This is a genomic window from Clostridium sp. AN503, from assembly GCF_040719375.1.
Classification (GTDB): domain Bacteria; phylum Bacillota; class Clostridia; order Lachnospirales; family Lachnospiraceae; genus Brotaphodocola.
In genome coordinates this window covers 1,996,877-2,016,975 of sequence record NZ_JBFDTP010000002.1, presented here as the reverse complement: position 1 = coordinate 2,016,975, position 20,099 = coordinate 1,996,877, and the positions used below count along the sequence as shown (strand labels likewise).

15 protein-coding genes are annotated in these 20,099 nt (G+C 51.4%); 13 read left to right on the top strand and 2 right to left on the bottom strand.

The window, feature by feature from the left end; translation table 11 throughout:
* The first annotated feature begins 73 nt into the window (after window positions 1-73).
* Entirely contained in the window at window positions 74-2,074 is a 2,001-nt protein-coding gene (locus tag AB1I67_RS16660; RefSeq protein ID WP_367031053.1) for an FMN-binding protein, read from the top strand.
* A gap of 111 nt (window positions 2,075-2,185) precedes the next feature.
* Here the strand turns inward: AB1I67_RS16660 and AB1I67_RS16655 are convergent, their stop codons facing one another.
* Both AB1I67_RS16655 and AB1I67_RS16650 read right to left on the bottom strand, forming a co-directional pair.
* Window positions 2,186-3,070 (bottom strand): aldose 1-epimerase family protein, encoded by an 885-nt coding sequence (locus AB1I67_RS16655; protein WP_367031051.1) that lies wholly within the window; start codon window positions 3,068-3,070, stop codon window positions 2,186-2,188.
* Between the two features lie 32 nt (window positions 3,071-3,102).
* Window positions 3,103-4,158 (bottom strand): LacI family DNA-binding transcriptional regulator, encoded by a 1,056-nt coding sequence (locus tag AB1I67_RS16650; RefSeq protein WP_367031049.1) that lies wholly within the window; start codon window positions 4,156-4,158, stop codon window positions 3,103-3,105.
* A gap of 251 nt (window positions 4,159-4,409) precedes the next feature.
* On the opposite strand from AB1I67_RS16650, the gene AB1I67_RS16645 reads away from it, so the two are divergent.
* From AB1I67_RS16645 to AB1I67_RS16590, 12 genes are all read left to right on the top strand, one after another.
* Window positions 4,410-5,216 carry an ABC transporter permease gene (locus AB1I67_RS16645; RefSeq protein WP_367031047.1) on the top strand — a complete coding sequence of 269 codons (807 nt, stop codon included), beginning with the start codon at window positions 4,410-4,412 and terminating at the stop codon, window positions 5,214-5,216.
* Window positions 5,192-5,983 carry an ABC transporter ATP-binding protein gene (locus AB1I67_RS16640; protein WP_367031045.1) on the top strand — a complete coding sequence of 264 codons (792 nt, stop codon included), beginning with the start codon at window positions 5,192-5,194 and terminating at the stop codon, window positions 5,981-5,983. The genes AB1I67_RS16645 and AB1I67_RS16640 overlap by 25 nt, the downstream gene beginning before the upstream one ends.
* A 42-nt stretch (window positions 5,984-6,025) precedes the next feature.
* Window positions 6,026-7,108: an ABC transporter substrate-binding protein gene (locus AB1I67_RS16635; RefSeq protein ID WP_367031043.1), complete on the top strand. Its 1,083-nt coding sequence runs from the start codon at window positions 6,026-6,028 to the stop codon at window positions 7,106-7,108.
* Window positions 7,109-7,192: 84 nt separating this feature from the next.
* Complete coding sequence (locus tag AB1I67_RS16630) at window positions 7,193-8,014, top strand: glucosamine-6-phosphate isomerase (protein ID WP_367031041.1); 822 nt, start codon at window positions 7,193-7,195, stop codon at window positions 8,012-8,014.
* A 17-nt stretch (window positions 8,015-8,031) separates the two neighbouring features.
* Window positions 8,032-9,183 (top strand): N-acetylglucosamine-6-phosphate deacetylase, encoded by a 1,152-nt coding sequence (gene nagA, locus AB1I67_RS16625; RefSeq protein ID WP_367031039.1) that lies wholly within the window; start codon window positions 8,032-8,034, stop codon window positions 9,181-9,183.
* Window positions 9,184-9,211: 28 nt separating this feature from the next.
* Window positions 9,212-10,438, top strand: a complete 1,227-nt coding sequence (locus AB1I67_RS16620; RefSeq protein ID WP_367031037.1) for a diphosphate--fructose-6-phosphate 1-phosphotransferase — start codon at window positions 9,212-9,214, stop codon at window positions 10,436-10,438.
* Window positions 10,435-11,274 carry a triose-phosphate isomerase family protein gene (locus tag AB1I67_RS16615; protein ID WP_367031036.1) on the top strand — a complete coding sequence of 280 codons (840 nt, stop codon included), beginning with the start codon at window positions 10,435-10,437 and terminating at the stop codon, window positions 11,272-11,274. Before AB1I67_RS16620 ends, AB1I67_RS16615 begins: the two co-directional genes overlap by 4 nt.
* Window positions 11,275-11,291: 17 nt before the next feature.
* Window positions 11,292-12,791, top strand: a complete 1,500-nt coding sequence (locus tag AB1I67_RS16610; RefSeq protein WP_367031034.1) for a lactate racemase domain-containing protein — start codon at window positions 11,292-11,294, stop codon at window positions 12,789-12,791.
* Between the two features lie 60 nt (window positions 12,792-12,851).
* Entirely contained in the window at window positions 12,852-14,000 is a 1,149-nt protein-coding gene (locus AB1I67_RS16605; RefSeq protein WP_367031033.1) for a class II fructose-bisphosphate aldolase, read from the top strand.
* 192 nt (window positions 14,001-14,192) lie between these two features.
* Entirely contained in the window at window positions 14,193-15,500 is a 1,308-nt protein-coding gene (locus AB1I67_RS16600; protein ID WP_367031032.1) for an extracellular solute-binding protein, read from the top strand.
* Window positions 15,501-15,671: 171 nt separating this feature from the next.
* Window positions 15,672-18,038: an ATP-binding protein gene (locus AB1I67_RS16595; protein ID WP_367031030.1), complete on the top strand. Its 2,367-nt coding sequence runs from the start codon at window positions 15,672-15,674 to the stop codon at window positions 18,036-18,038.
* A 16-nt stretch (window positions 18,039-18,054) separates the two neighbouring features.
* Window positions 18,055-20,076 carry an ATP-binding protein gene (locus AB1I67_RS16590; RefSeq protein ID WP_367031029.1) on the top strand — a complete coding sequence of 674 codons (2,022 nt, stop codon included), beginning with the start codon at window positions 18,055-18,057 and terminating at the stop codon, window positions 20,074-20,076.
* The last annotated feature ends 23 nt before the right edge of the window (window positions 20,077-20,099 follow it).

Genomic DNA, 20,099 nt, shown 5'->3' with positions numbered 1-20,099 from the left:
ATCTTATATAATGATAGGCTATAATTGAATTTTTAAACAGGATACAGAGAAAAACATACGGAGGGAAATTTCTATGAACAAAAGCAATCTTGTGGGCCTTGGCGTAATGGCAGCTGCTTCTGTAGCTGTGATCGCGTTGGCAAATCCTGCTTATGATGCGATCAAGGGTAAACGCATGGAAAATGCGGCAGGAGGTCAGGAAACCACAGTTGTGAAAGGGGAAGCGGAAGGCTACGGAGGGCCGATCACTGCGGAGGTGACCATGGCGGGAGGCAAGATCATCGGCCTGGAGCTGACCGGAGAGAGTGAGACGCCGGAGATTGGCGGAACAGCCATGAACACTTTAAAAGAAGCGATCCTGGCGGCGCAGGGGCTGGATGGCGTAGATGCAGTCTCCGGAGCTACCTGGACCTCTAACGGCGTATTTGATGCGGTCAAGTCTGCAATGGGGTCTGCGGCGGGAAGCCAGGAGACTACAGTTGCAAGCGGCGAGGCGGAGGGCTACGGCGGCCCGATCACGGCGCAGGTAACTCTGGCAGGCGGCAAGATCGTTGGCCTGGAGCTGACCGGAGAGAGCGAGACGCCGGAGATTGGCGGAGCAGCCATGAACACGCTGAAGGAAGCGATCCTGGCAGCCGGAGGGCTGGATGGTGTGGATGCAGTCTCCGGAGCCACCTGGACCTCCAACGGCGTATTTGAAGCAGTCAAAGCTGCTGCCGGTACCGTATCAGGTTCTGAGGAGACCGCTGCAGAGGAGACTGAGGCGGCGCAGGAAGTGCAGGCATCCGGGATTTCACACGGGATGGGCTTTTATTCCAATGGACGCCTTGGCCCGGGCAAGGATGACCAGGACGTGGGCGTATACAGTATCAATGAAGTAGTCGCTTATGTTTTATTTGACAATGACGGAAAGATCCTTGATCTGGAAGTAGACCAGCTGGAGGTTGCGACCCCCAACTATGACGGCGAGCATATGCCGCATCTGACCGGATTCCCGGGGCAGAGCTACAACGTGGACGAGAATCATGATGAGAAGATTGACGGAGTGTTAGAGCAGACTGATGACACCTATCTGGCAGAGGTAGAGTCCTGGCAGACCAAGCGTGAGCGCGGCAGCACTTACAAGCTGGGTTCAGGCACCTGGGAAGATGAGATGGATCTGTTTGAGGAGATGTTTAAAGGCATGACCGCGGCAGAGGTGGAGCAGTGGTACGCAGAATCCTGCTCTGATCTAAACGGCAGGCCGCTTCACGGGACCTCCGATAAGGAAGAAGATATCAAGAAGCATGAGGCGCTCAGTGAGGAACAGAAGGCAGAGCTGGATGCCATTTCCGGCGCAACCATGTCCTTAAACGATGCCCACGGCAATATTGTGGGAGCGATCGTGCGCGCTTATGAGAACCGGAAACCGGTGGATGCAGAGAAGGTGGCAAAGATTGGCCTTGGCTTCACCAATACCGGGCGAGTAGGTCCGGGTAAGGATGATAAAGAGGTCGGTGTTTACAGCTTCAATACCCAGGCGGCAGGCGCCTGCTTTGATGAGGCTGGGAAGATCGTGGCTCTCTACACGGATGTGATGGAGGTTGCGACCCCCAACTATGACGGCGAGCATATGCCTAAGCTGACCGGATTCCCGGGACACAGCTACAATGCGGATGAAGACCATGACGAGAAGGTTGATACTGTGCTGGAGCAGACAGAAGACAGCTTCCTGGCGCAGATCGAGTCCTGGAAGACCAAACGCGAGCGCGGCAGCACCTACAAGCTTGGCGCTGGTACATGGGAAGACGAGATGAATCTGTTTGAGGAGAAGTTTAAAGGCATGACCACCGACGAGGTGGACGCATGGTTTGATGCGTACTGCTCCGACTTAAACGGCAGACCGCTGCACGGTACTTCTGACAAGGAAGAGGATGTGAAGAAATACGAGGCGCTGACCGATGCGGAGAGAGCGGACTTAGATGCGATCTCCGGCGCGACCATGAGCCTTAGAGATCCCCATGGGGATATCCTGGGGGCGATCGCCAATTCCTGGAAGAACGCGAAGGACGCCAATATCTCTGTAGCGGAGTAAATACACACAATAGAAAAGGAACAGCGAGGATATCTGAACATATCAGTTATCCGGCTGTTCCTTTTTTTGATGCCATACAGGATATTGTCAGGTTTCAAACAGCAGAGTCAGTTAATTTAAGATCCGGATCTCCAGCAGATGGCTCCGGCTTTCTCCCGCACCCAGGATCTGCACATCATGTTTGTGGAGGAATTCATCATCCTCGTCGGAGCGGATGGCGGAGCCGTTCCACGGTTCGATGCAGAGAAATGGAGCCTGTTTGTGGTCCGGGGTCCAGAACGCTACGGAGGAAAAGCCCGGATAAGCAACCTGGATCCCTTTCCGGCTTTCCCTGTGGATCAGGGAGACCTTCCGGGACCGGATCTCGTTAAAGTATACGGCGTCCTGGTCGAACAGGCCGTAGCGCAGCGGGACCACGCGGGTACCTTCAAGAGAGACCAGATGGCGGCTCACGTCAAACTGCATGTTCTCCAGATCATAGACTATGGAAGAGGTGCTCTCGTCCTCTTCAAATTCCAGCTCATAATCCTCAAAGGACGCACCCTCCTCCATGGGACAGACAAAGCCGGGATGGGCGCCGATGCAGTAGGGGAGCGGGGTGTCCTGCGGGTTCGTGACCTGATAGGTCATGGAGAGGACGCCGTCCTTTAAATGGTAAGCCAGGCTTAAGACAAAGTCATACGGGTAATGCTTTCGGGTCATTTCATTGGAAGCCAGTCGGAAGACGGCCTCGCTTTCAGACTGTGCAGCTACTTCAAAATCCGATTCCTTGCAGAAGCCGTGCTTCGGCAGGTCATACCAGACCCCGTCAAACATGGTCTTTCCTTCTCGGCTGTTGCCCACTGCGGGGAAGAGAAGCGGGGAGCAGCGCGGCCAGAAGGCGGGATCTCTCTGCCAGATGTATTCTTTTCCGGCGGCATCCTGGAAGGAGATGAGCTGTGCGCCCATGGTATCGATGGAGACGGTGGAGTGGTTGTCATGAATTGTAATGATCATAATACTTCGGTTCCTTTCTTAGAATAAATAATTTAGATAATGGTCTGTTTTCTGCGTTTGTGTCCATATTCTGTGCAGGGGCCGCAGCTTTCCCGGTTGGCAATATAGTAGGGCAGATTGATCTTCATGGGGAGTGTATGTCCTCCCTCAATCCGGTCAATCAAAGTTTTTGCAGCCATTTTTCCCATGTCCTCAACCGGGATGTGTACGGTGGTCAGCATGGGAGTTAAGTACTGGGCGGTATCAATATCATCAATACTGATGACAGAGATGTCTTCCGGGATAGACAGGCCATGTTCCTTGACGGCTCTCATGGCGCCGATGGCAGTATTGTCATTGGCACAGAAAATAGCGGTGACTTCACAGTCTTTATCCAGCAGGGTGTTGGCGCCCCGATAGCCGCCTTCTGAGGAGAGATGGACATTGATGACCAGTTCCTTACGCACTGGTAGCCGTGCCTCATTCATAGCCATGCAGTAACCCCGGTAGCGGTCTTCATTCTCCACCTCTCCAATATAGCTGATTCGTTTGTGGCCCAGACTGATCAGATGCCGGATGGCGCTGATGCTGGCCTGGCAGCCATCACAGATAATCTGATCGTATTTAGCTTCCAGGTTGTTTAAGCCAGTGTACGCTACATATTTGAAATACTGTTTTAAGAATTTCAGAAGCTGCTTGTCACAGCGTCCAAGAACTGCGACACCGTCCACATGGTTGTCCGTAATGAGCCGGAATGTGCTGGGATGATGGATGTCGAATGCAGTGAAGGTATATTTCAAAATGTAGTTGTGGCGGAATGCCTCTTTTTCAATGCTTCTGGCGAGGGATGAGAAAAAGGTATCGGTTTCAGTATCCGCTACTCTGGCAAACAGGCAGGCTATGGAACGTGAGGGCGGTTCTGCGCTGCCTGGATTTCCTTTTTTTAAGTCCCTTGCAGTGCTGTTGGGCGTGTAGCCGGTGCGGCGCACAATCTCCCAGATCCGGTCCTGGACTTCCTGGCTGGCAGGCGATTTACTGCTCTTGTTGATGACGCGGGAGACGGTGGAGATGGAAACACCGGCTTCCGCAGCAATTTCTTTCAGTGTCATGAAATCCCCCTCTCATAGTTATCCTGTCTTCTGATACATGATTTCTTATAGTATAACGGATTCCCGGCAGAAAAAACAGCGCAGTTTGCACAAACGTTTGAGCCAAATTTATACAAAAACACCAAGGCAAACGTTTGGGTAAAAACAACGTGATTTTGTTGGCTAATATGTTATAATCAAAGTATAAAAGCAAGGATAATGTCGGGAAAAGTGACAAAAATCAAAGAAAAATTCAAGCAGGAGGAAAAAACATGTCTTCTGAAAAAAAGAAGAAAAAAGAAAGAGACCAGGACATCATCAGCAGGATCCCGAATGGGGGATGGCTTCTGATCTCATTTTTGACAGCTATGGTTTTGTGGAAGTTTCTTTCCGTAAATCCCAGGACGGCGCGCAGTTTTCCATTTGCACCGGAAGTGCTTGGGTCACTGAAGACCATGGTGGAACGCGGAGTGTTATGGAATGATTTTAGCAGCAGTATGATCTCGGTTGCACTGGGGTTTGTTTTCGGGTTTGTCTCATCGGTCCCAGTTGCATTTTTGATGGCATGGTACAGACCGGTTCGATATGTTGTGGAGCCATGGATTCAGTTTATCCGCAATATCCCGCCGCTGGCTTATGTACCGCTGGTGGTACTCTCTGCGGGTGTCGGCCGCAAGCCGCAGGTGATTGTGATCTGGATGGCTACCTTCCTGATCATGACGGTTACCATCTATCAGGGGGTTCGGAACGTGGATGAGACTCTAATCAAGGCAGCAAGGGTATTGGGAGCGAAGGACCGGGATATTTTTGTGAAAGTCATTTTCCCGGCGACGACTCCGTTTATCATCACAGCAGTTCGCCTCGGGGTTTCTGTTGCACTGACGACTCTGATCGCTGCGGAGTCCACAGGAGCTATGGCAGGTCTTGGTATGAGGATACGTTCCCTGAATAATACGTTTGAAGTGGCTCCGATGCTGCTTTATATCATCATTATCGGTATTATCGGTATCACCAGTGAAAAGATTATTAAATATCTGGAAAGGAAGTTCACAGGATGGCAGGAGACGAGAGACGTGTAAAAGTAAAGATCGATCACGTAGAAAAGATATACGAAGGCCGCAAGGGGAAGATGATCGCCCTGAACGGAATCGACCTGGATATCATGGAAAATGAGTTTGTCTGTGTGGTGGGTCCCTCTGGATGCGGCAAATCCACACTTTTAAATATCATCGCCGGTCTTTTGGAACCTACATCCGGCGCTGTATATGTGGATGGGAACAAGGTGGAAGGTACGGGGACCGAGCGTGGCGTAGTGTTCCAGCAGTATGCACTGTTTCCCTGGCTGACCGTAATCAAAAATGTTATGTTCGGTTTGAAGCTAAAAGGCATGAGCGACGACGAGGCTCGGAAGGTCGCAATGAAATACATAAAGATGGTAGAGCTGGAAGACTTTGTGGATGCTTACCCCAAAGAGCTTTCTGGAGGTATGAAGCAACGTGTGGCAATCGCCAGGGCCTATGCGGTACAGCCCGAGGTGCTTCTTATGGATGAGCCGTTTGGAGCGCTGGATGCCCAGACCAGAACTCAGCTTCAGTCGGAGCTGATTAAAACCTGGCAGGAGGAAAAGAAAACCTGTTTCTTCATCACTCATGATGTGGAGGAGGCTGTCATTCTGGCGACTAAGGTCATCATCATGAGCGCCAGGCCAGGTCGGATCAAGAAGATCGTGGATATTAACCTGCCATATCCGCGTACCCAGGAGATGAAGATGGAACTGCCGTTTTTGGATCTGAAGTCCTATATCTGGGGCGAGGTATACAAGGAATATTTAGAGGTGCGAAAGTAAAAGAATCAAAACATATTATAAAATTTTAAAGGAGGATTTTTTATGAAAAAGAGATTATTATCAGTTGTAATGGCGTCAGCGATGGTGTTGTCCCTGGCGGCATGTGGAGGGAGCAAGCCCGCAGAGACTACGGCGGCTGCAGCTCCAACAGAAGCGCCGAAGACAGAAGCGGCAGCAGAGGATACCACAGCAGCTGAGACTCAGGAGACAGAGGCTGAAAAAGAAGCGATCACTATGAATGTGGCCTATATGGCCAACTATGGAAGTCTCTGGGCGTTGATGTCAGCAAAGGATAAAGGATATTTTGATGAAGCCGGGATCACGGTGAATCTTGTGGAATTCGCAGACGGCCCCACGATCATCTCGGCAATGGAGTCCGGCAGTATTGATGTTGGGTTTATCGGACAGGGTGCTCACAAGCTCTGTATCAACGGACAGGCGAAGATCTTTGCACTGACCCACATATCCAACGGCGATGCGGTGATCGGAGGTCCAGGCATCACCGGGATCGAGGGATTAAAAGGGAAAAAAGTGGCATATTCCTCTGGCAGCTCCAGTGAGGATATCCTGCTCAATGCTCTGACGAGCGCGGGTATGACTATGGATGATATCACTGCAGTGGATATGGATGCATCTGGTATCGTGACAGCTATGATCTCCGGCGGCGTGGACGCATGTGCGACCTGGTCACCAAACAGCTTAAAGATCCTTGAGGAGATGCAGGATGCCACAAAGCTGTGTGACAACTTAACCTTTGCTGACAAGACTGTTTCCCTTGGAAGTTTCATCTGTATGCCAAAGTATGCCGAGGAGCATAGGGATAATGTTTTGAGATTTACAAAAGCGCTGTTTAAAGGGATGGATTATGCTGCAGACGATCATTATGACGAGACGGCAAAGGCGGTAGCGGTTCAGGTGGCCAACGATTACGATGTGGTATATGCACAGCGCGGCGATGCAGACTGGCTCACCGGAAAAGAAGTGTCCCAGGGTGCTGCTGATGGTACAGTAGAGAAATACTACGAGATTCAGAAACAGAACTTTATTGCAAACGGAGCCGTCACAGTGGATCCGCCGGTTTCCGATTATGTAATGCTGGATATTATGGAAGAGGCCGGTAAATAAGGCGGCAGGATTTATAACGTGTAAGAACAGGATGTCAGGCTGCTTTAATTGCAGCCTGACTTTGTGAAAGGGGAAGCGAGAAGAATGAAGCACGAATATTACGCCTATACAAAAGAGCAGCTTTTGGAGAATCCGAAGATGCCCCTGTACTGTCTGAAGGATAATGCGGAAGTATTCAGGCAGATGGCACAGCAGATGGTCGACGAGATTGAGAAGAATAACCTGGCGGGAAGGCATACCGTGTTTATCTGTCCCGTAGGGCCGGTCGGACAGTATCCCTGCTTTGTAGATATGGTGAATGAAAAAGGGATAAGTCTGAAAGACACCTGGTTTATCAATATGGATGAATATCTGGATGATGAGATGCAGTGGGTGCCGGAGAGCCATCCTTTGAGCTTCCGTGGATTTATGAACCGGACCGTGTATACCAGGATCAGGCCGGAGCTTGTGATGCCGGAAGCGCAGCGCGTGTTTCCAGATCCTGGGAATGTAGAATATATACCGGAGCTGATCGAACGTCTGGGCGGTGTGGATATTGCTTTTGGCGGTATCGGCATCAATGGGCATGTTGCATTTAACGAGGCGGACCCATCTATGAGCAATGAAGCGTTTCTCGCCCAGAAAACCCGCGTTTTAAAGATCACACCGGAGACCAGAACGGCTAACGCCATTGGCGATTTCAACGGAGCGCTGGAGGATATGCCAAATTACTGTATCACGATCGGAATCTGGGAGATCGCTCATGCAAGAAAGATCCGGCTGGGCTGCTTCCGCAACTGGCACCGTGCGGTTGTCCGTAGAGCGGGGCATGGAGAAGCCACCGCTGCATTTCCGGTGAGCCTGCTTCAGCAGCATCCGGATATCACTCTGACATTCACGGACTATGTTGCCGCCCTGGAAGGGTAACAGGAAAGGAGCCTTTTATGAAAATGATATTGAAGAACGGTCTGGTCTATCAGAACCACAGCTTCCTGCCGTTAGATATCCTGACAGATGGCGGTGTGATCAAAAAGATCGGGACGGACCTTCAGGACGAAGACGCCAGGGTCATGGATCTGGCAGGAAAAAAAGTTGTGCCGGGATTCATTGATATCCACACGCATGGAGCCGTGGGGGTAGATGTCAATGCCGCTTCTGCAGAGGATTTTGAAAAAATCTGCCGTTTCCAGGCGAGCCAGGGTACCACCAGCTGGCAGGGCTCCATCTTGACGGACACCAGGGAACAGACCCTGTGGTGTATCGGCCAGTACAACCGCTGGAAGGAGATGGAGCACCAGGGGGCAGACCTGATGGGAATACATCTGGAAGGGCCGTTCTTGTCACCGGAATATAAAGGTGCCATGCCGGAACACCTGCTGCAAAAGCCGAATATGGAACTTCTTCGGGAATACCAGGATGCGGCGCATGGAGATATCCGCTATATCACCGTATCACCTGAGGTAGAGGGCATACCGGAGTTCATTCCCGAGATCTGCAGTCTGGGCATGGTGGTAGCGATCGGACATTCCGGCGCTGACTATGAGACCGCAGGGCGGGCGATCGCCGCGGGCGCTATGGGCGCAACCCATGTGGGCAACGCCATGAAACTGCTCCATCAGCATTTCCCTGCTATCTGGGGAGCAGTGCTGGAGGATGATGAGGTTTATTGTGAGGTCATTTGTGACGGCAGGCATCTGCATCCGGGGACGGTGCGCCTGATTATCAAGACGAAGGGACTGGGCCGGGTGGTGGCGATCACGGATTCCATCATGGCGGCAGGACTTCCGGATGGGGATTACAAGTTGGGGGTCAACGATGTGGTCGTTGTAGATGGAGATGCAAAGCTGGCCAGCAACGGCGTCAGAGCGGGAAGCACCCTGACTATGGGAAAAGCACTTCGAAACCTTTTGGAATTTACAGGCAGGCCTCTTGAGGATATTCTGCCGCTTCTGACAGAGAACCCGGCCAAGCTGACGAAAACCTTTGGCAGGATCGGTTCCATAGCAGAAGGAAAGGATGCGGATCTGGTTGTGTTAGACAAAGAATATCATATTGCCCATACCTTTGTGAAGGGCAGGCATTGTTATCAAGCATAGGTTTTATCGGATAGAAAGGAAAGACAGTATGGCAGAGAATGTATTGGTGGTGCATGGCGGCGGCCCGACAGCTGTGATCAATGCATCCCTCTATGGAGTGATTCAGCAGGCCAGGGAAAGCGGTATCGTGGACCATGTCTACGGAGCGGTCGGAGGCACGGAAGGGGTCCTAAAAGAGCGTTTTTTGGATCTTATGGCGTATCCGGAAGAAACGCTGAAGCTGCTTTTGACCACGCCGGCATCGGCAATCGGTTCCTCACGGTATGCTCTGGAGCCGGAGGACTATGCGGTGATGGTGGAGATATGTCGCCGCCATCAAATCACCTGCGTGCTTTTAAATGGCGGGAATGGAACTATGGATACCTGCGGCAGGCTTTACGAGGCATGCCGGGAGGCGGGAATCCGTGTGACCGGGATACCTAAAACCATAGACAATGACATTGCAGTCACCGACCATACACCTGGTTACGGCAGCGCGGCCCGATATCTTGCAGAGACGGTTGCAGAGGTGGGAGCGGATGTGAAGTCCCTGCCGATTCATGTATGCATTGTTGAAGCCATGGGCAGGAATGCGGGATGGATCACTGCGGCGTCTGTGCTGGCGAGAAAAAAGCCTGGCGATGCCCCTCATCTGATCTATCTGCCGGAACGCCCTTTCGTGGAAACCGAGTTTTTGGAGGATGTGAAGCGGCTGTATGAGGAAAAGGGCGGAGTTGTTGTGGTTGCCAGCGAGGGGCTGAAAGGGGAGGACGGGAGGCCAATCGTGCCGCCCATTTTCCAGACCGGACGTTCTACCTATTATGGGGATGTGAGCGCTTATCTGGCGGAGCTTGTGATTCGGAAGCTGGGTATTAAGGCGAGAAGTGAGAAGCCGGGTATCTGTGGGAGAGCGTCTATCGCCCTACAGTCTCCTGTGGATCGGGCGGAGGCGGTTCTTGCGGGACGCGAGGCTTTGAAGGCAGCTCTAAACGGAGAGAGCGGCGTGATGGCTGGATTCATCCGGGAGGAGACCGGGGATGGCAGCTATCGGATTCAGGTCCGTATGATACCTGTCAGCCAGGTGATGATGTATGAGCGAACCGTACCGGATGAATATATAAACGAACGCGGAAATGATGTGACAGATGCTTTTGCCAGATGGTGTAAACCACTCATCGGCTCAGAGATCAGGAAATTCATAGATTTTCAGGAAATATACCAGAATCAGGAACAGGAGTGCAGACAACGGCTCGTGGACAAAGGAGGGAAGGCATGAAACATATTTTTTTGAATCTAAAACGGTTTGACATCCCAAAGGAAAAGGGCGGCGTCAACAGCATTACACCAATCCGGGAATGGGGAGCCTTCATTGTGGAGCAGACCCAGGAGGCTTTAAGAGCTTATCCCGGCGATGAGGTGGAATTTACCATGTATTTCCCGGAAGCCCATCTGATCCCGGCAGTACAGGCACTGTGCGATGGCAGCCCGGTGAAGATCGGCTGTCAGGGCGTATACCGGGACGACACTGCCGCCGGCGGCAATTTTGGCGCATTTACCACCAATCGTACCGCCAATGCAGCAAAAGCCCTGGGATGTTCGTCAACGATCATAGGGCACTGTGAGGAGCGCCGGGACAAGGCGGGAATCCTTGCAGAAGCCGGGGTGACGGATGCGGGAGCCGTGGTAAACCGGATTTTGAACCAGGAGATTCAGGCGGCTGTGAAGGCGGGCCTTTCCGTTCTTTACTGCATCGGCGAGTCGGAAGCGGAGCAGCCGCGCTGGCAGGAGGTGCTGCGGGAGCAGCTGCTCGTGGGCCTTGACGGCGTGGACCGGGAAGCGGTTACCATAGCATACGAACCGGTATGGGCCATCGGACCGGGGAAAACGCCGCCGGGCGAAGACTATATCTCTATGATCGGAGCCTTTGTAAAGGATGTGACCGGAGGCCTTGACGTGGTTTACGGAGGCGGACTGAAGACGGATAATGCCAAAATGCTTAAGTCGGTCTCTGAGATGGACGGCGGGCTGATCGCGCTGACCCGGTTTCAGGGCGAGATCGGATTTTATCCGGAGGAATATCTGGAGATCATCCGCACTTATATGGGCAGTTAGGGGAAGGAGCAGAATCTATGAAAGTATCATTTGAATATGGACAGGGACTTATGGCGGCAGAGCTGCCGGACAGCACAGATATCTTTATCCCGGGCGAGACCGTCCCGGACCCGCCCTGTATCCCGGAGGACCAGATCGAAGCGAAGACACTGGAATCCATCCGGAATCCTATGGGGATGGAGCCGCTCTCCGAGCTGGCTCACAAGGGTTCTAAGGTGACGATCATCTTTCCGGACCGGGTAAAAGGGGGCGAGCAGCCAACATCCCACAGGAAAGTATCGATCCGGTTGATCCTCAATGAGCTCTATGCGGCAGGCGTGGAGAAGAAGGATATCCTTCTGATCTGTTCCAACGGCCTGCACCGCAGAAATACGGAGCAGGAGATCCGGGGCGTGCTGGGGGATGAGCTGTTCCATGAATTCTGGTATACCCACCAGATCATCAACCATGACAGCGAGGATTACGAGCACATGGTAGACTTGGGGACCACCGACAGGGGGGACCCGGTGCTGATGAACAAATATGTCTATGACAGCGACGTGGCGATCCTGATCGGGCATACCCAGGGCAATCCTTACGGCGGCTATTCCGGCGGCTATAAGCACTGCGCCACAGGGATCACCCACTGGAGATCCATCGCCTCCCATCATGTGCCGGAGGTGATGCACCGGAAGGATTTCACGCCGGTCAGCGGCAAGTCCCTGATGCGCACCAAGTTTGATGAGATCGGACAGCACATGGAAGCCTGCATGGGCAAAAAATTCTTCTGCTGCGATGCGGTTTTGGACACCAGATCCCGGCAGATCGAGATCAACAGCGGCTATGCAAAGGTGATGCAGCCCCACTCCTGGGTCATGGCGGACAAGCGCACTTACGTGCCGTGGGCGGAGAAAAAGTATGATGTGATGATCTTTGGGATGCCCCAGTTCTTCCATTACGGAGAGGGCATGGGTACCAACCCGATCATGATGATGCAGGCGATCTCCGCGCAGGTCATCCGCCACAAACGGATCATGAGCGACAACTGCGTGATCATCTGCGCATCCATCTGCAACGGGTATTTCCACGATGAGCTGTGGCCCTACACCAGGGAAATGTATGAGATGTTCCAAAAGGATTCCATGAACACCCTGCCGGATATGAACCGTTACGGGGAGTATTTTGCAACCAATGAGGAATATATCAGGAAATACCGGTTTGCCAACGCCTTCCATCCGTTCCATGGATTTTCCATGATAAGCTGCGCCCACATTGCGGAGATGAACACCTCGGCGATCTATATCTGCGGGGCACAGGAACCGGGCTATGCCAGAGGCATGGGCATGAAGACCCGCGCCACCATCGAGGAGGCGCTGGAGGACGCAAAGAAGAAATTTGTGGGGCCAGACCCGAACATCCTGGCGATGCCCCAGACCTTCAAGCTGGGTGCGGTCCATCTGATGATGAAGGATGATGTCTATGAGGGCAAGGGCGCGGAGGACTGCCACTGTGCGGCCCATATGCATGGGCACAGATAGGAATATGTTAGGATATGTTGAAAAAGTCGGAGACCGGGCAGAAACCGGGAGGAGGGAAAGATGCCATTAATTCCATTGCGGCCTCTTTTAGAGGCAACAGTTAAATACGGCTTTGGGCAGGGAGCGTTCAATGTCAATGCGGTGGCCCAGGCGAAAGCGGCGATCGAGGTTCATGAGATGTTCCGCTCGGCGGCGATCCTGCAGGGGGCGGACCTGGCAAACGGTTTTATGGGCGGCAGGACGGATTTTATGAATGCCACTCTGGAGGATAAGAAGATTGGCGCTAAAAATATCGCAGACGCAGTCAGACGGTATGGGGCGGACTCGGAGATCCCGATCGTGCTGCATTTAGACCATGGCAGGGATTTTGACTCCTGCGTGGCGGCGATCGAGGGCGGATATACCTCCGTGATGATCGACGGCTCGTCCCTGCCCTTTAAGGAGAATGTGGAGCTGACCCGGGAGGTAGTGAAGTACGCCCACGCCAGAGGTGTCAGTGTGGAGGGGGAGCTTGGGGTCCTGGCCGGTGTGGAAGATCATGTGTTTTCTGCATCGTCCACCTATACGAATCCGCTGGATGCGGTGGAGTTCTTTAAGCAGACAGAGGTGGACGCCCTTGCGATCTCCTACGGCACCATGCACGGCGCTTCTAAGGGGAAAGATGTTAAGCTCCGCAAGGAGATCGCCATCGCCATCCGCGAATGCATGAACCACTTGGGGATCTTCGGGGCGCTGGTATCACACGGATCTTCCACGGTCCCGCAGTATATCGTGGACGAGATCAACGGGATGGGCGGTCAGCTGACCAATACCTACGGGATCTCCATCGAGGAGCTGAAGGCAGTGATCCCCTGCGGGATCAGCAAGATCAATGTGGACACGGACATCCGCCTGGCGGTCACAAGGAATTTAAAGGAGCTGTTTGTCAAATATCCGGAGAAACGGACCAGCCCGTCCATCGGAGCAGTCTATGAGCTTCTGGAGAAAAAGAAAGACCAGTTTGATCCGCGGGTATTCCTTCCGCCGCTCATGGATACGGTGATGTACGGCAGGATTCCCGACGATGACGTGGCGGCAGTGACAGACTGCGTGGAGCGCGGCGTAAAAGAGGTTGTGGGGACTCTGATCGTACAGTTCGGGTCCTACGGCAAGGCGCCGCTTGTGGAGCAGGTCAGCCTGGATCAGATGGCGGAGCGGTACAAAAAATAAACAAAAAATGTTTTTAAGGCCAGCTGGAGACAGCCGGCCTTTTTTCGCTATATCTTGTCTGTGCGCCGTTTGTGCTGTGGTGGAATATTGCTATTTTTGACGTAATTTGTTATAATTGGAAGAATAGTTAAATTTGTGAATAAATGATCGGAAGGTTATGAGGTTCATTCCGATGAAAGGAAAGCAATACATATGAAAAAGAGATGGTTTCGCACAATAGCTGCCCTGGCTTTTGCATCGTTCGTGTTATCTGGATGCCAGAGCACTCCGGCGCCGGATACACTTCAGACCCAGCCTGAAAAGAAAGATAAGATAGTCCTCACCCTGTTTATGAATATAGAAAATAATCGAACGGAGTCTGTCAGTATTTATCGGGATTTCATCTCGGAATTCAATGCCGGGAGCGATACCATAGAGGTGCGTGTGGATGGTCTGCCTACCGCAGACGGTTACAATGAAGCGCTGGAACGGCGATTGGATGACGGGAAGAACGTCGATCTGTTTGTTGTAAATGCAGACAGCGTGAAGCAGCTTTATTCCAAGGGCTACTTTTATGATCTGTCTGAACAGCCGGTTTTTAAGCAGCTGAATGACGCAGCAAAACAGCAGGCTGTTGTGAATGGGACAGCGTACTGTGTTCCGACAAAGATGACGGCTTATGGCATTTATGTCAATGTGGGGCTTCTGCGGCAGTACGGCCTGAATCCGCCGCAGAATAAGGACGAATTCCTGCATTGCTGTCAGGTCCTGAAGGAAAACGGTATAACGCCCTTAAGCATCAATCGCTGGTATGCCATGACAGCAATTACCATGGCCCGCGGGCTGTATCCTGTTTATCAGGCAGAGAACAGGGATGAGATTATTTCAGGCATGAACAATGGCAGTGTTAAGATCGGTGAATATATGCTGGAGGGATTCCGCTTTTTTGCTGAACTGGTAGAACATGGGTATTACGGGGATGATCTTACTGTTGAAGGCGTGGATTCGATCAAGGCCAACACCTCCGACTGGGAGGATTTTAAAACTGGGAAAACAGCATTTGTTGTATTTCCTTCAGGAGTAGAGAAGGATATAGAGGAGCAGGTTCCGGATATGGAATATATCCAACAGGGTTTTCCTGTACTTGCGGACGGAACGGTGAGTCTGCCCTCCATATCCTCACGCCTTTGTGTCAATGCAAAGGGAGAGCATGTGGAGGAGGCTTTGGAGGTTCTGGAATATTTGACAACCAGAGTAGTGAAAGAAGGCCTGTCGGAGGAAAAGGGATTCCTTTCTGTTTTTGATGAACAGAAGATAGATGTGAAGCCGGAAATAAAGGCTTTGTATGAGGATGCGGTCTCACCCGGTCAAATTCCGATTGAGGATATGTCGCTTTGCTTTGATTACTGGGGGACCACACGGACGCTGTGTCTGGACATCATCGGTGGAATGACGCCTGAGGAGGCAGCAGAGGAGTATAACCGCATACAGACGGAGAAAGTGAGAGTCAATGTTCCATAAGAACTGGAAACGCCCGGAAACAGGGACAGGAAAGGTCAGAGTCGGCCGGTTGGGGCTGGCTCAACCGCAGCGATGCTTGCTTTGGCAGTTCTTATTTCCGGCACAGTGAAATTTTGCATAAATTATATACGGACCAATGTCCGCAGTACGACGGTTCAGGTTATCGGTGAGTTGACCAACAGTAAGGTGCTGACATTGGGCTCGGTTCTGGAGGAGATGCAGCGGGATATACAGAATCTGGCTTATGCACTCGGTGCTGCCAGGGACAAGTCCTCAGCCGCAGCCATACTGGAAATGTTTCAGTACAGTCATGCACTGAGTGCGTTGGCAGTCCTGGATGAAGAAGGCAGCTGCCTGTTCGGTGACCAGGAATCCATTGCCATGAAAGGAATTCCGGCTGATTTTGCAGTCAGGGTACAGGCTGAAGGTTTTGCCATGTCTGATACCTTAATTGGTATTGACGGTGGCCGTGAGATCCTGTTTGGTTCGGTGATTCCCGGAGGAGGGGCTGTGTATTGCGCGCTGCCAGCAGCGCTTTTACAGGAAACCTGTGGAGAAGATACTTATTTGGGAGTGGGATATAGTTATGTATTGAAGCGTGATGGGGAGATTATCATTCCCCCGGTCCGGTACAGCTATGAGCAGGTATATGAAAATATCAGCATACTATTAAGCGACAGTGGGAATCCTGCGGACAAAATAGAACAGTTCATGGAAGCGCTGTCCAGTGGAAAGACAGGCTCTGTGGTTTTCATGATCAGAGGGCAGGAACAGATTTTGTGTTTTGAACCGGTAAAGACAGAAAAGGAGTGGCAGTTTGTCACAACCGTACCTCTGGAGGTAGCAGAGCGGGAAGGGGCCCGAACGATTCAGACGGCTATTTATATGGCGGGTCTGATTATCGCCGCGATCGTTACCGCGCTGATGGCGGGGGTATGGTCTTATTTATCGGCGCTTCGCAGGCAGCGGGAGAATGACCGGTTCCTGCGGGATATTTACCAGGCAATATCCGAAAATACAGATACAGTCATCTTTATTTTAGACAGCAGGAGTAAGAACCCGGAATATGTGTTTGAGAACAGCGAACGGCTGCTGGGGATATCTTATGAGGAGTTTGTAGACGGCAGAAATCATAAGACAGAGGAAGGCGCATTTTTTAAAAAACTCCAGTCGCTGCTTCAGGAAACATGGCCGGAGGAAGGCTGCCAGCGCGAGGTGAACTGGTATAATGACCGTCTCCACTGTGATATGTGGCTGAAGATTTTGATCTGTCCGTTTCACATGGGAGCGGAGCTTAAATGTATTTATGCTGTCACTGATATAACAAAGGAGCGCCAGGACCGGGAGCGGATCTCGGCGGCGGTGGTGGCGGCAGAACAGGCCAATGCTGCAAAGAGCAGCTTTTTCTCCAATATGTCCCATGATATGCGGACTCCGATGAATGGAATCGTGGGAATGACAGCTATTGCCAAGAATAATCTGGATAACCGGGATCGGGTATTGGATTGTCTGAATAAGATTGAGTTTTCATCCAACCATCTTTTAGGCTTGATTAACGATGTCCTGGATATGAGTAAGATTGAAAGCGGAAAACTGGCTCTGACCAGTGATCCGTTCCAGCTGCCGGAACTGTTTTGGGAGCTGGAGGCCATCTTGAAGTCCCAATGTGACGACAGGAAGCAGACGTTGACGTTTGATATACAGATCAGGCATAAACGGGTTTTGGGAGATGCCCTTCGTATAAAACAGATTTTGATGAACCTGCTTTCGAATGCAGTGAAATTTACCCCACAGGGTGGAAGCATCACTCTTACAGTGAGAGAGCAGGAGCAGCGTCGGGCAGAGTGTGCGCTCTATCAGTTCAGCGTTGAGGATAATGGGATTGGGATGTCTCCTGAGTTTTTGAAAACTGTATTCACGCCTTTTGAACGGGCTGCGGATTCGGTGGTGCGTCAGACAGAGGGGACAGGACTTGGGATGGCAATCACAAAGAATCTGGTTTCCGCCATGGGCGGGCAGATATCCGTAAAGAGCAAGGAAGGCTGTGGGACAACGTTCCTTGTTGATCTGGAGCTGGAGCTGCAGGAGAAAAGCCTTATGGAACAACCTGATCAGGAACCAGAACCTGCGACTGGGATTTCCTTTGCAGAACGACGTTTCCTTCTGGCTGAGGACAATGCCATTAATCAGGAGATTGCTGTAGAGCTTTTGAATGGATATGGAGCAGAGGTAGAGGTTGCCGATAATGGAAAACAGGCATTAGAGCGTTTTATAAAGTCTACACCAGGATATTATGACGCAATTTTGATGGATATCCAGATGCCGGTCATGAATGGGTACGAGGCGGCTGCGGCGATCCGTTCCTGCAGCCATCCTGAGGCGGGACGCATTCCGATCATTGCCATGACTGCAAACGTCTTTGCTGAAGATGTCATAGCAGCCAGGAATGCAGGGATGGACGGCCATATACCGAAGCCGGTGGATATCCGGTACTTATATCAGATTCTGCAGGATGTTTTTAAGAAAATAAATCCCTGATTGAAGGAGAATGATTATGGAACAAGCAGAAGAATATCTGCAGCTGGAGAAGACCTCCGGTTACTTTAAATGGATGTTGGATGAGTATACCGGCAATGCTTATGTTGCAGATGTGGAGAATTACGAGCTTCTTTATCTCAATAAAACTTCCAGGGAGACATTACAGCTTCCAGAGGAAAAGCTGATTGGCCGAAAATGCTATGAGATGATCCAGAATAGAACCTCCCCCTGTCCGTTTTGTAACAATGCTACACTGAAAGAGGATACGTTTTTTGAGTGGGAATTTTACAATCCGTTTTTGAAACGGGCCTATATGCTCAAGGACCGGATCATATACTGGAATGGGCGGAAGGCACGTCTGGAGCTGTCCATCGACAACCTCAGTCCGGAGTACAAGCTGGAAAAGATGGACCGGGAGCGCGAAGCGATTATGCGGACGATACCGGGAGGGTTTGCCCGGGTGGATGCCCGCGACGGCAGGACGGTTCTTTGGTATGGAGGGGATTTTCTGCACATGATAGGATACACAAAGGAGCAGTTTAAGAATGAACTGAATTCCGAGTGCAGCTATATTCATCCAGATGATATGATCCGTGCTACAAAGATCATGAATCATTCAAAGGAGACCGGGAAGCCCACAGCCGCGGAAGGGCGCATTATAACCAGAGACGGAAAACAGAAGATTCTGACGATGACGTTTAGCTATGTCAGCAGCGATAACAGCTGGGATGGCATCGAGTCTTTTTACAGTGTGGGGATTGATGTCACAAGAGAAAGAGAAGAACAGGAACGGCAGCGGAAAGCACTGGAGGAAGCCTATCAGGCTGCCAGGGTGGCCAATGCGGCGAAGACGAACTTCTTGTCTTCCATGTCTCATGATATCCGGACACCGATGAATGCGATCATGGGGATGACTGCGATCGCAAAGGCCAATCTGGGTTCTATGGAAAAGATCGAGGATTGTTTAAGCAAGATCAATATCTCAAGTCATCATTTGCTCAGCTTGATAAACGAAGTGCTGGATATGTCCAAGATTGAGAGCGGCAATATCAGCATTGCACTGTCTCCAGTGAATCTGCCCGCCATGATCCGGACTGTTATGGATATGTGCCGTCCGCTGACAAGTGAGAAGTGCCAGCAGTTTCAGGTTAGCATTGGCCATATGCGGCATGAGAATGTGATGGCAGATGAGGATCGTCTGCGGCAGGTGCTGATGAATCTTCTCTCCAATGCCATCAAGTATACTCCCGAAGGTGGGGAGATTACCTTAAAGATCAATGAGCGGTACATAGCGGCGAATCAGAAAAGCCAGTATGAGTTTGTTTGTACCGATAATGGAATAGGAATATCAGAAGACTTTATACCGCGCTTATTTGATCCGTTTTCCAGGGCGGAGGATCCGCAGATCAGCAAGATCCAGGGGACAGGGCTTGGAATGGCAATTACGGAGAATATTGTACGTATGATGGACGGCACGATTGATGTGAAGAGCGAAGTAGGAAAGGGCAGCGTATTTACTGTGGCCATTCCGCTGGTGGTCTGTAAAGAAGAAAAGCCTGGTGCCGATGGAGTGCCGGAACGCCAGATGAAGGCGTCTCTTTCTGATGAAAAACACGTAGAGGACGAGTCTGAGGCTGCCGGATTGTGGGAAGTGCTTGAAGGAAGAAAGGTGCTTTTGGTGGAGGATAACGACATTAATCGCGAGATCGTGGGGGAGATCCTTCATATGCATCGTATGGTTGTGGATTCTGCTGAAAATGGACAGCGGGCAAAGGAGATCTTTGAAGCATCTGATCCAGGGTATTATAGCGCGATTCTTATGGATATCCAGATGCCGGTCATGAATGGATATGATGCGACAATTGCAATCCGCAGCCTTCAAAGGGAGGATGCCCGTGAGATACCGGTCATTGCACTGACGGCCAATGCTTTTACCACAGATGCAGCCAAAGCCCGCAGCGCGGGGATGAACGACCATCTGACCAAGCCAATAGAGATTGGCCGGTTGTTGGAAGCTCTGAAAAAGTGGATAATATAATCATTTTGAGATGGAGAACGAAC

Bases quoted from the DNA above. Each gene is read 5' to 3' on its own strand.
- AB1I67_RS16660 (WP_367031053.1), top strand. From the start codon at position 74: ATGAACAAAAGCAATCTTGTGGGCCTTGGCGTAATGGCAGCTGCTTCT.
- AB1I67_RS16655 (WP_367031051.1), bottom strand. From the start codon at position 3,070: ATGATCATTACAATTCATGACAACCACTCCACCGTCTCCATCGATACC.
- AB1I67_RS16650 (WP_367031049.1), bottom strand. From the start codon at position 4,158: ATGACACTGAAAGAAATTGCTGCGGAAGCCGGTGTTTCCATCTCCACC.
- AB1I67_RS16645 (WP_367031047.1), top strand. From the start codon at position 4,410: ATGTCTTCTGAAAAAAAGAAGAAAAAAGAAAGAGACCAGGACATCATC.
- AB1I67_RS16640 (WP_367031045.1), top strand. From the start codon at position 5,192: ATGGCAGGAGACGAGAGACGTGTAAAAGTAAAGATCGATCACGTAGAA.
- AB1I67_RS16635 (WP_367031043.1), top strand. From the start codon at position 6,026: ATGAAAAAGAGATTATTATCAGTTGTAATGGCGTCAGCGATGGTGTTG.
- AB1I67_RS16630 (WP_367031041.1), top strand. From the start codon at position 7,193: ATGAAGCACGAATATTACGCCTATACAAAAGAGCAGCTTTTGGAGAAT.
- nagA (WP_367031039.1), top strand. From the start codon at position 8,032: ATGAAAATGATATTGAAGAACGGTCTGGTCTATCAGAACCACAGCTTC.
- AB1I67_RS16620 (WP_367031037.1), top strand. From the start codon at position 9,212: ATGGCAGAGAATGTATTGGTGGTGCATGGCGGCGGCCCGACAGCTGTG.
- AB1I67_RS16615 (WP_367031036.1), top strand. From the start codon at position 10,435: ATGAAACATATTTTTTTGAATCTAAAACGGTTTGACATCCCAAAGGAA.
- AB1I67_RS16610 (WP_367031034.1), top strand. From the start codon at position 11,292: ATGAAAGTATCATTTGAATATGGACAGGGACTTATGGCGGCAGAGCTG.
- AB1I67_RS16605 (WP_367031033.1), top strand. From the start codon at position 12,852: ATGCCATTAATTCCATTGCGGCCTCTTTTAGAGGCAACAGTTAAATAC.
- AB1I67_RS16600 (WP_367031032.1), top strand. From the start codon at position 14,193: ATGAAAAAGAGATGGTTTCGCACAATAGCTGCCCTGGCTTTTGCATCG.
- AB1I67_RS16590 (WP_367031029.1), top strand. From the start codon at position 18,055: ATGGAACAAGCAGAAGAATATCTGCAGCTGGAGAAGACCTCCGGTTAC.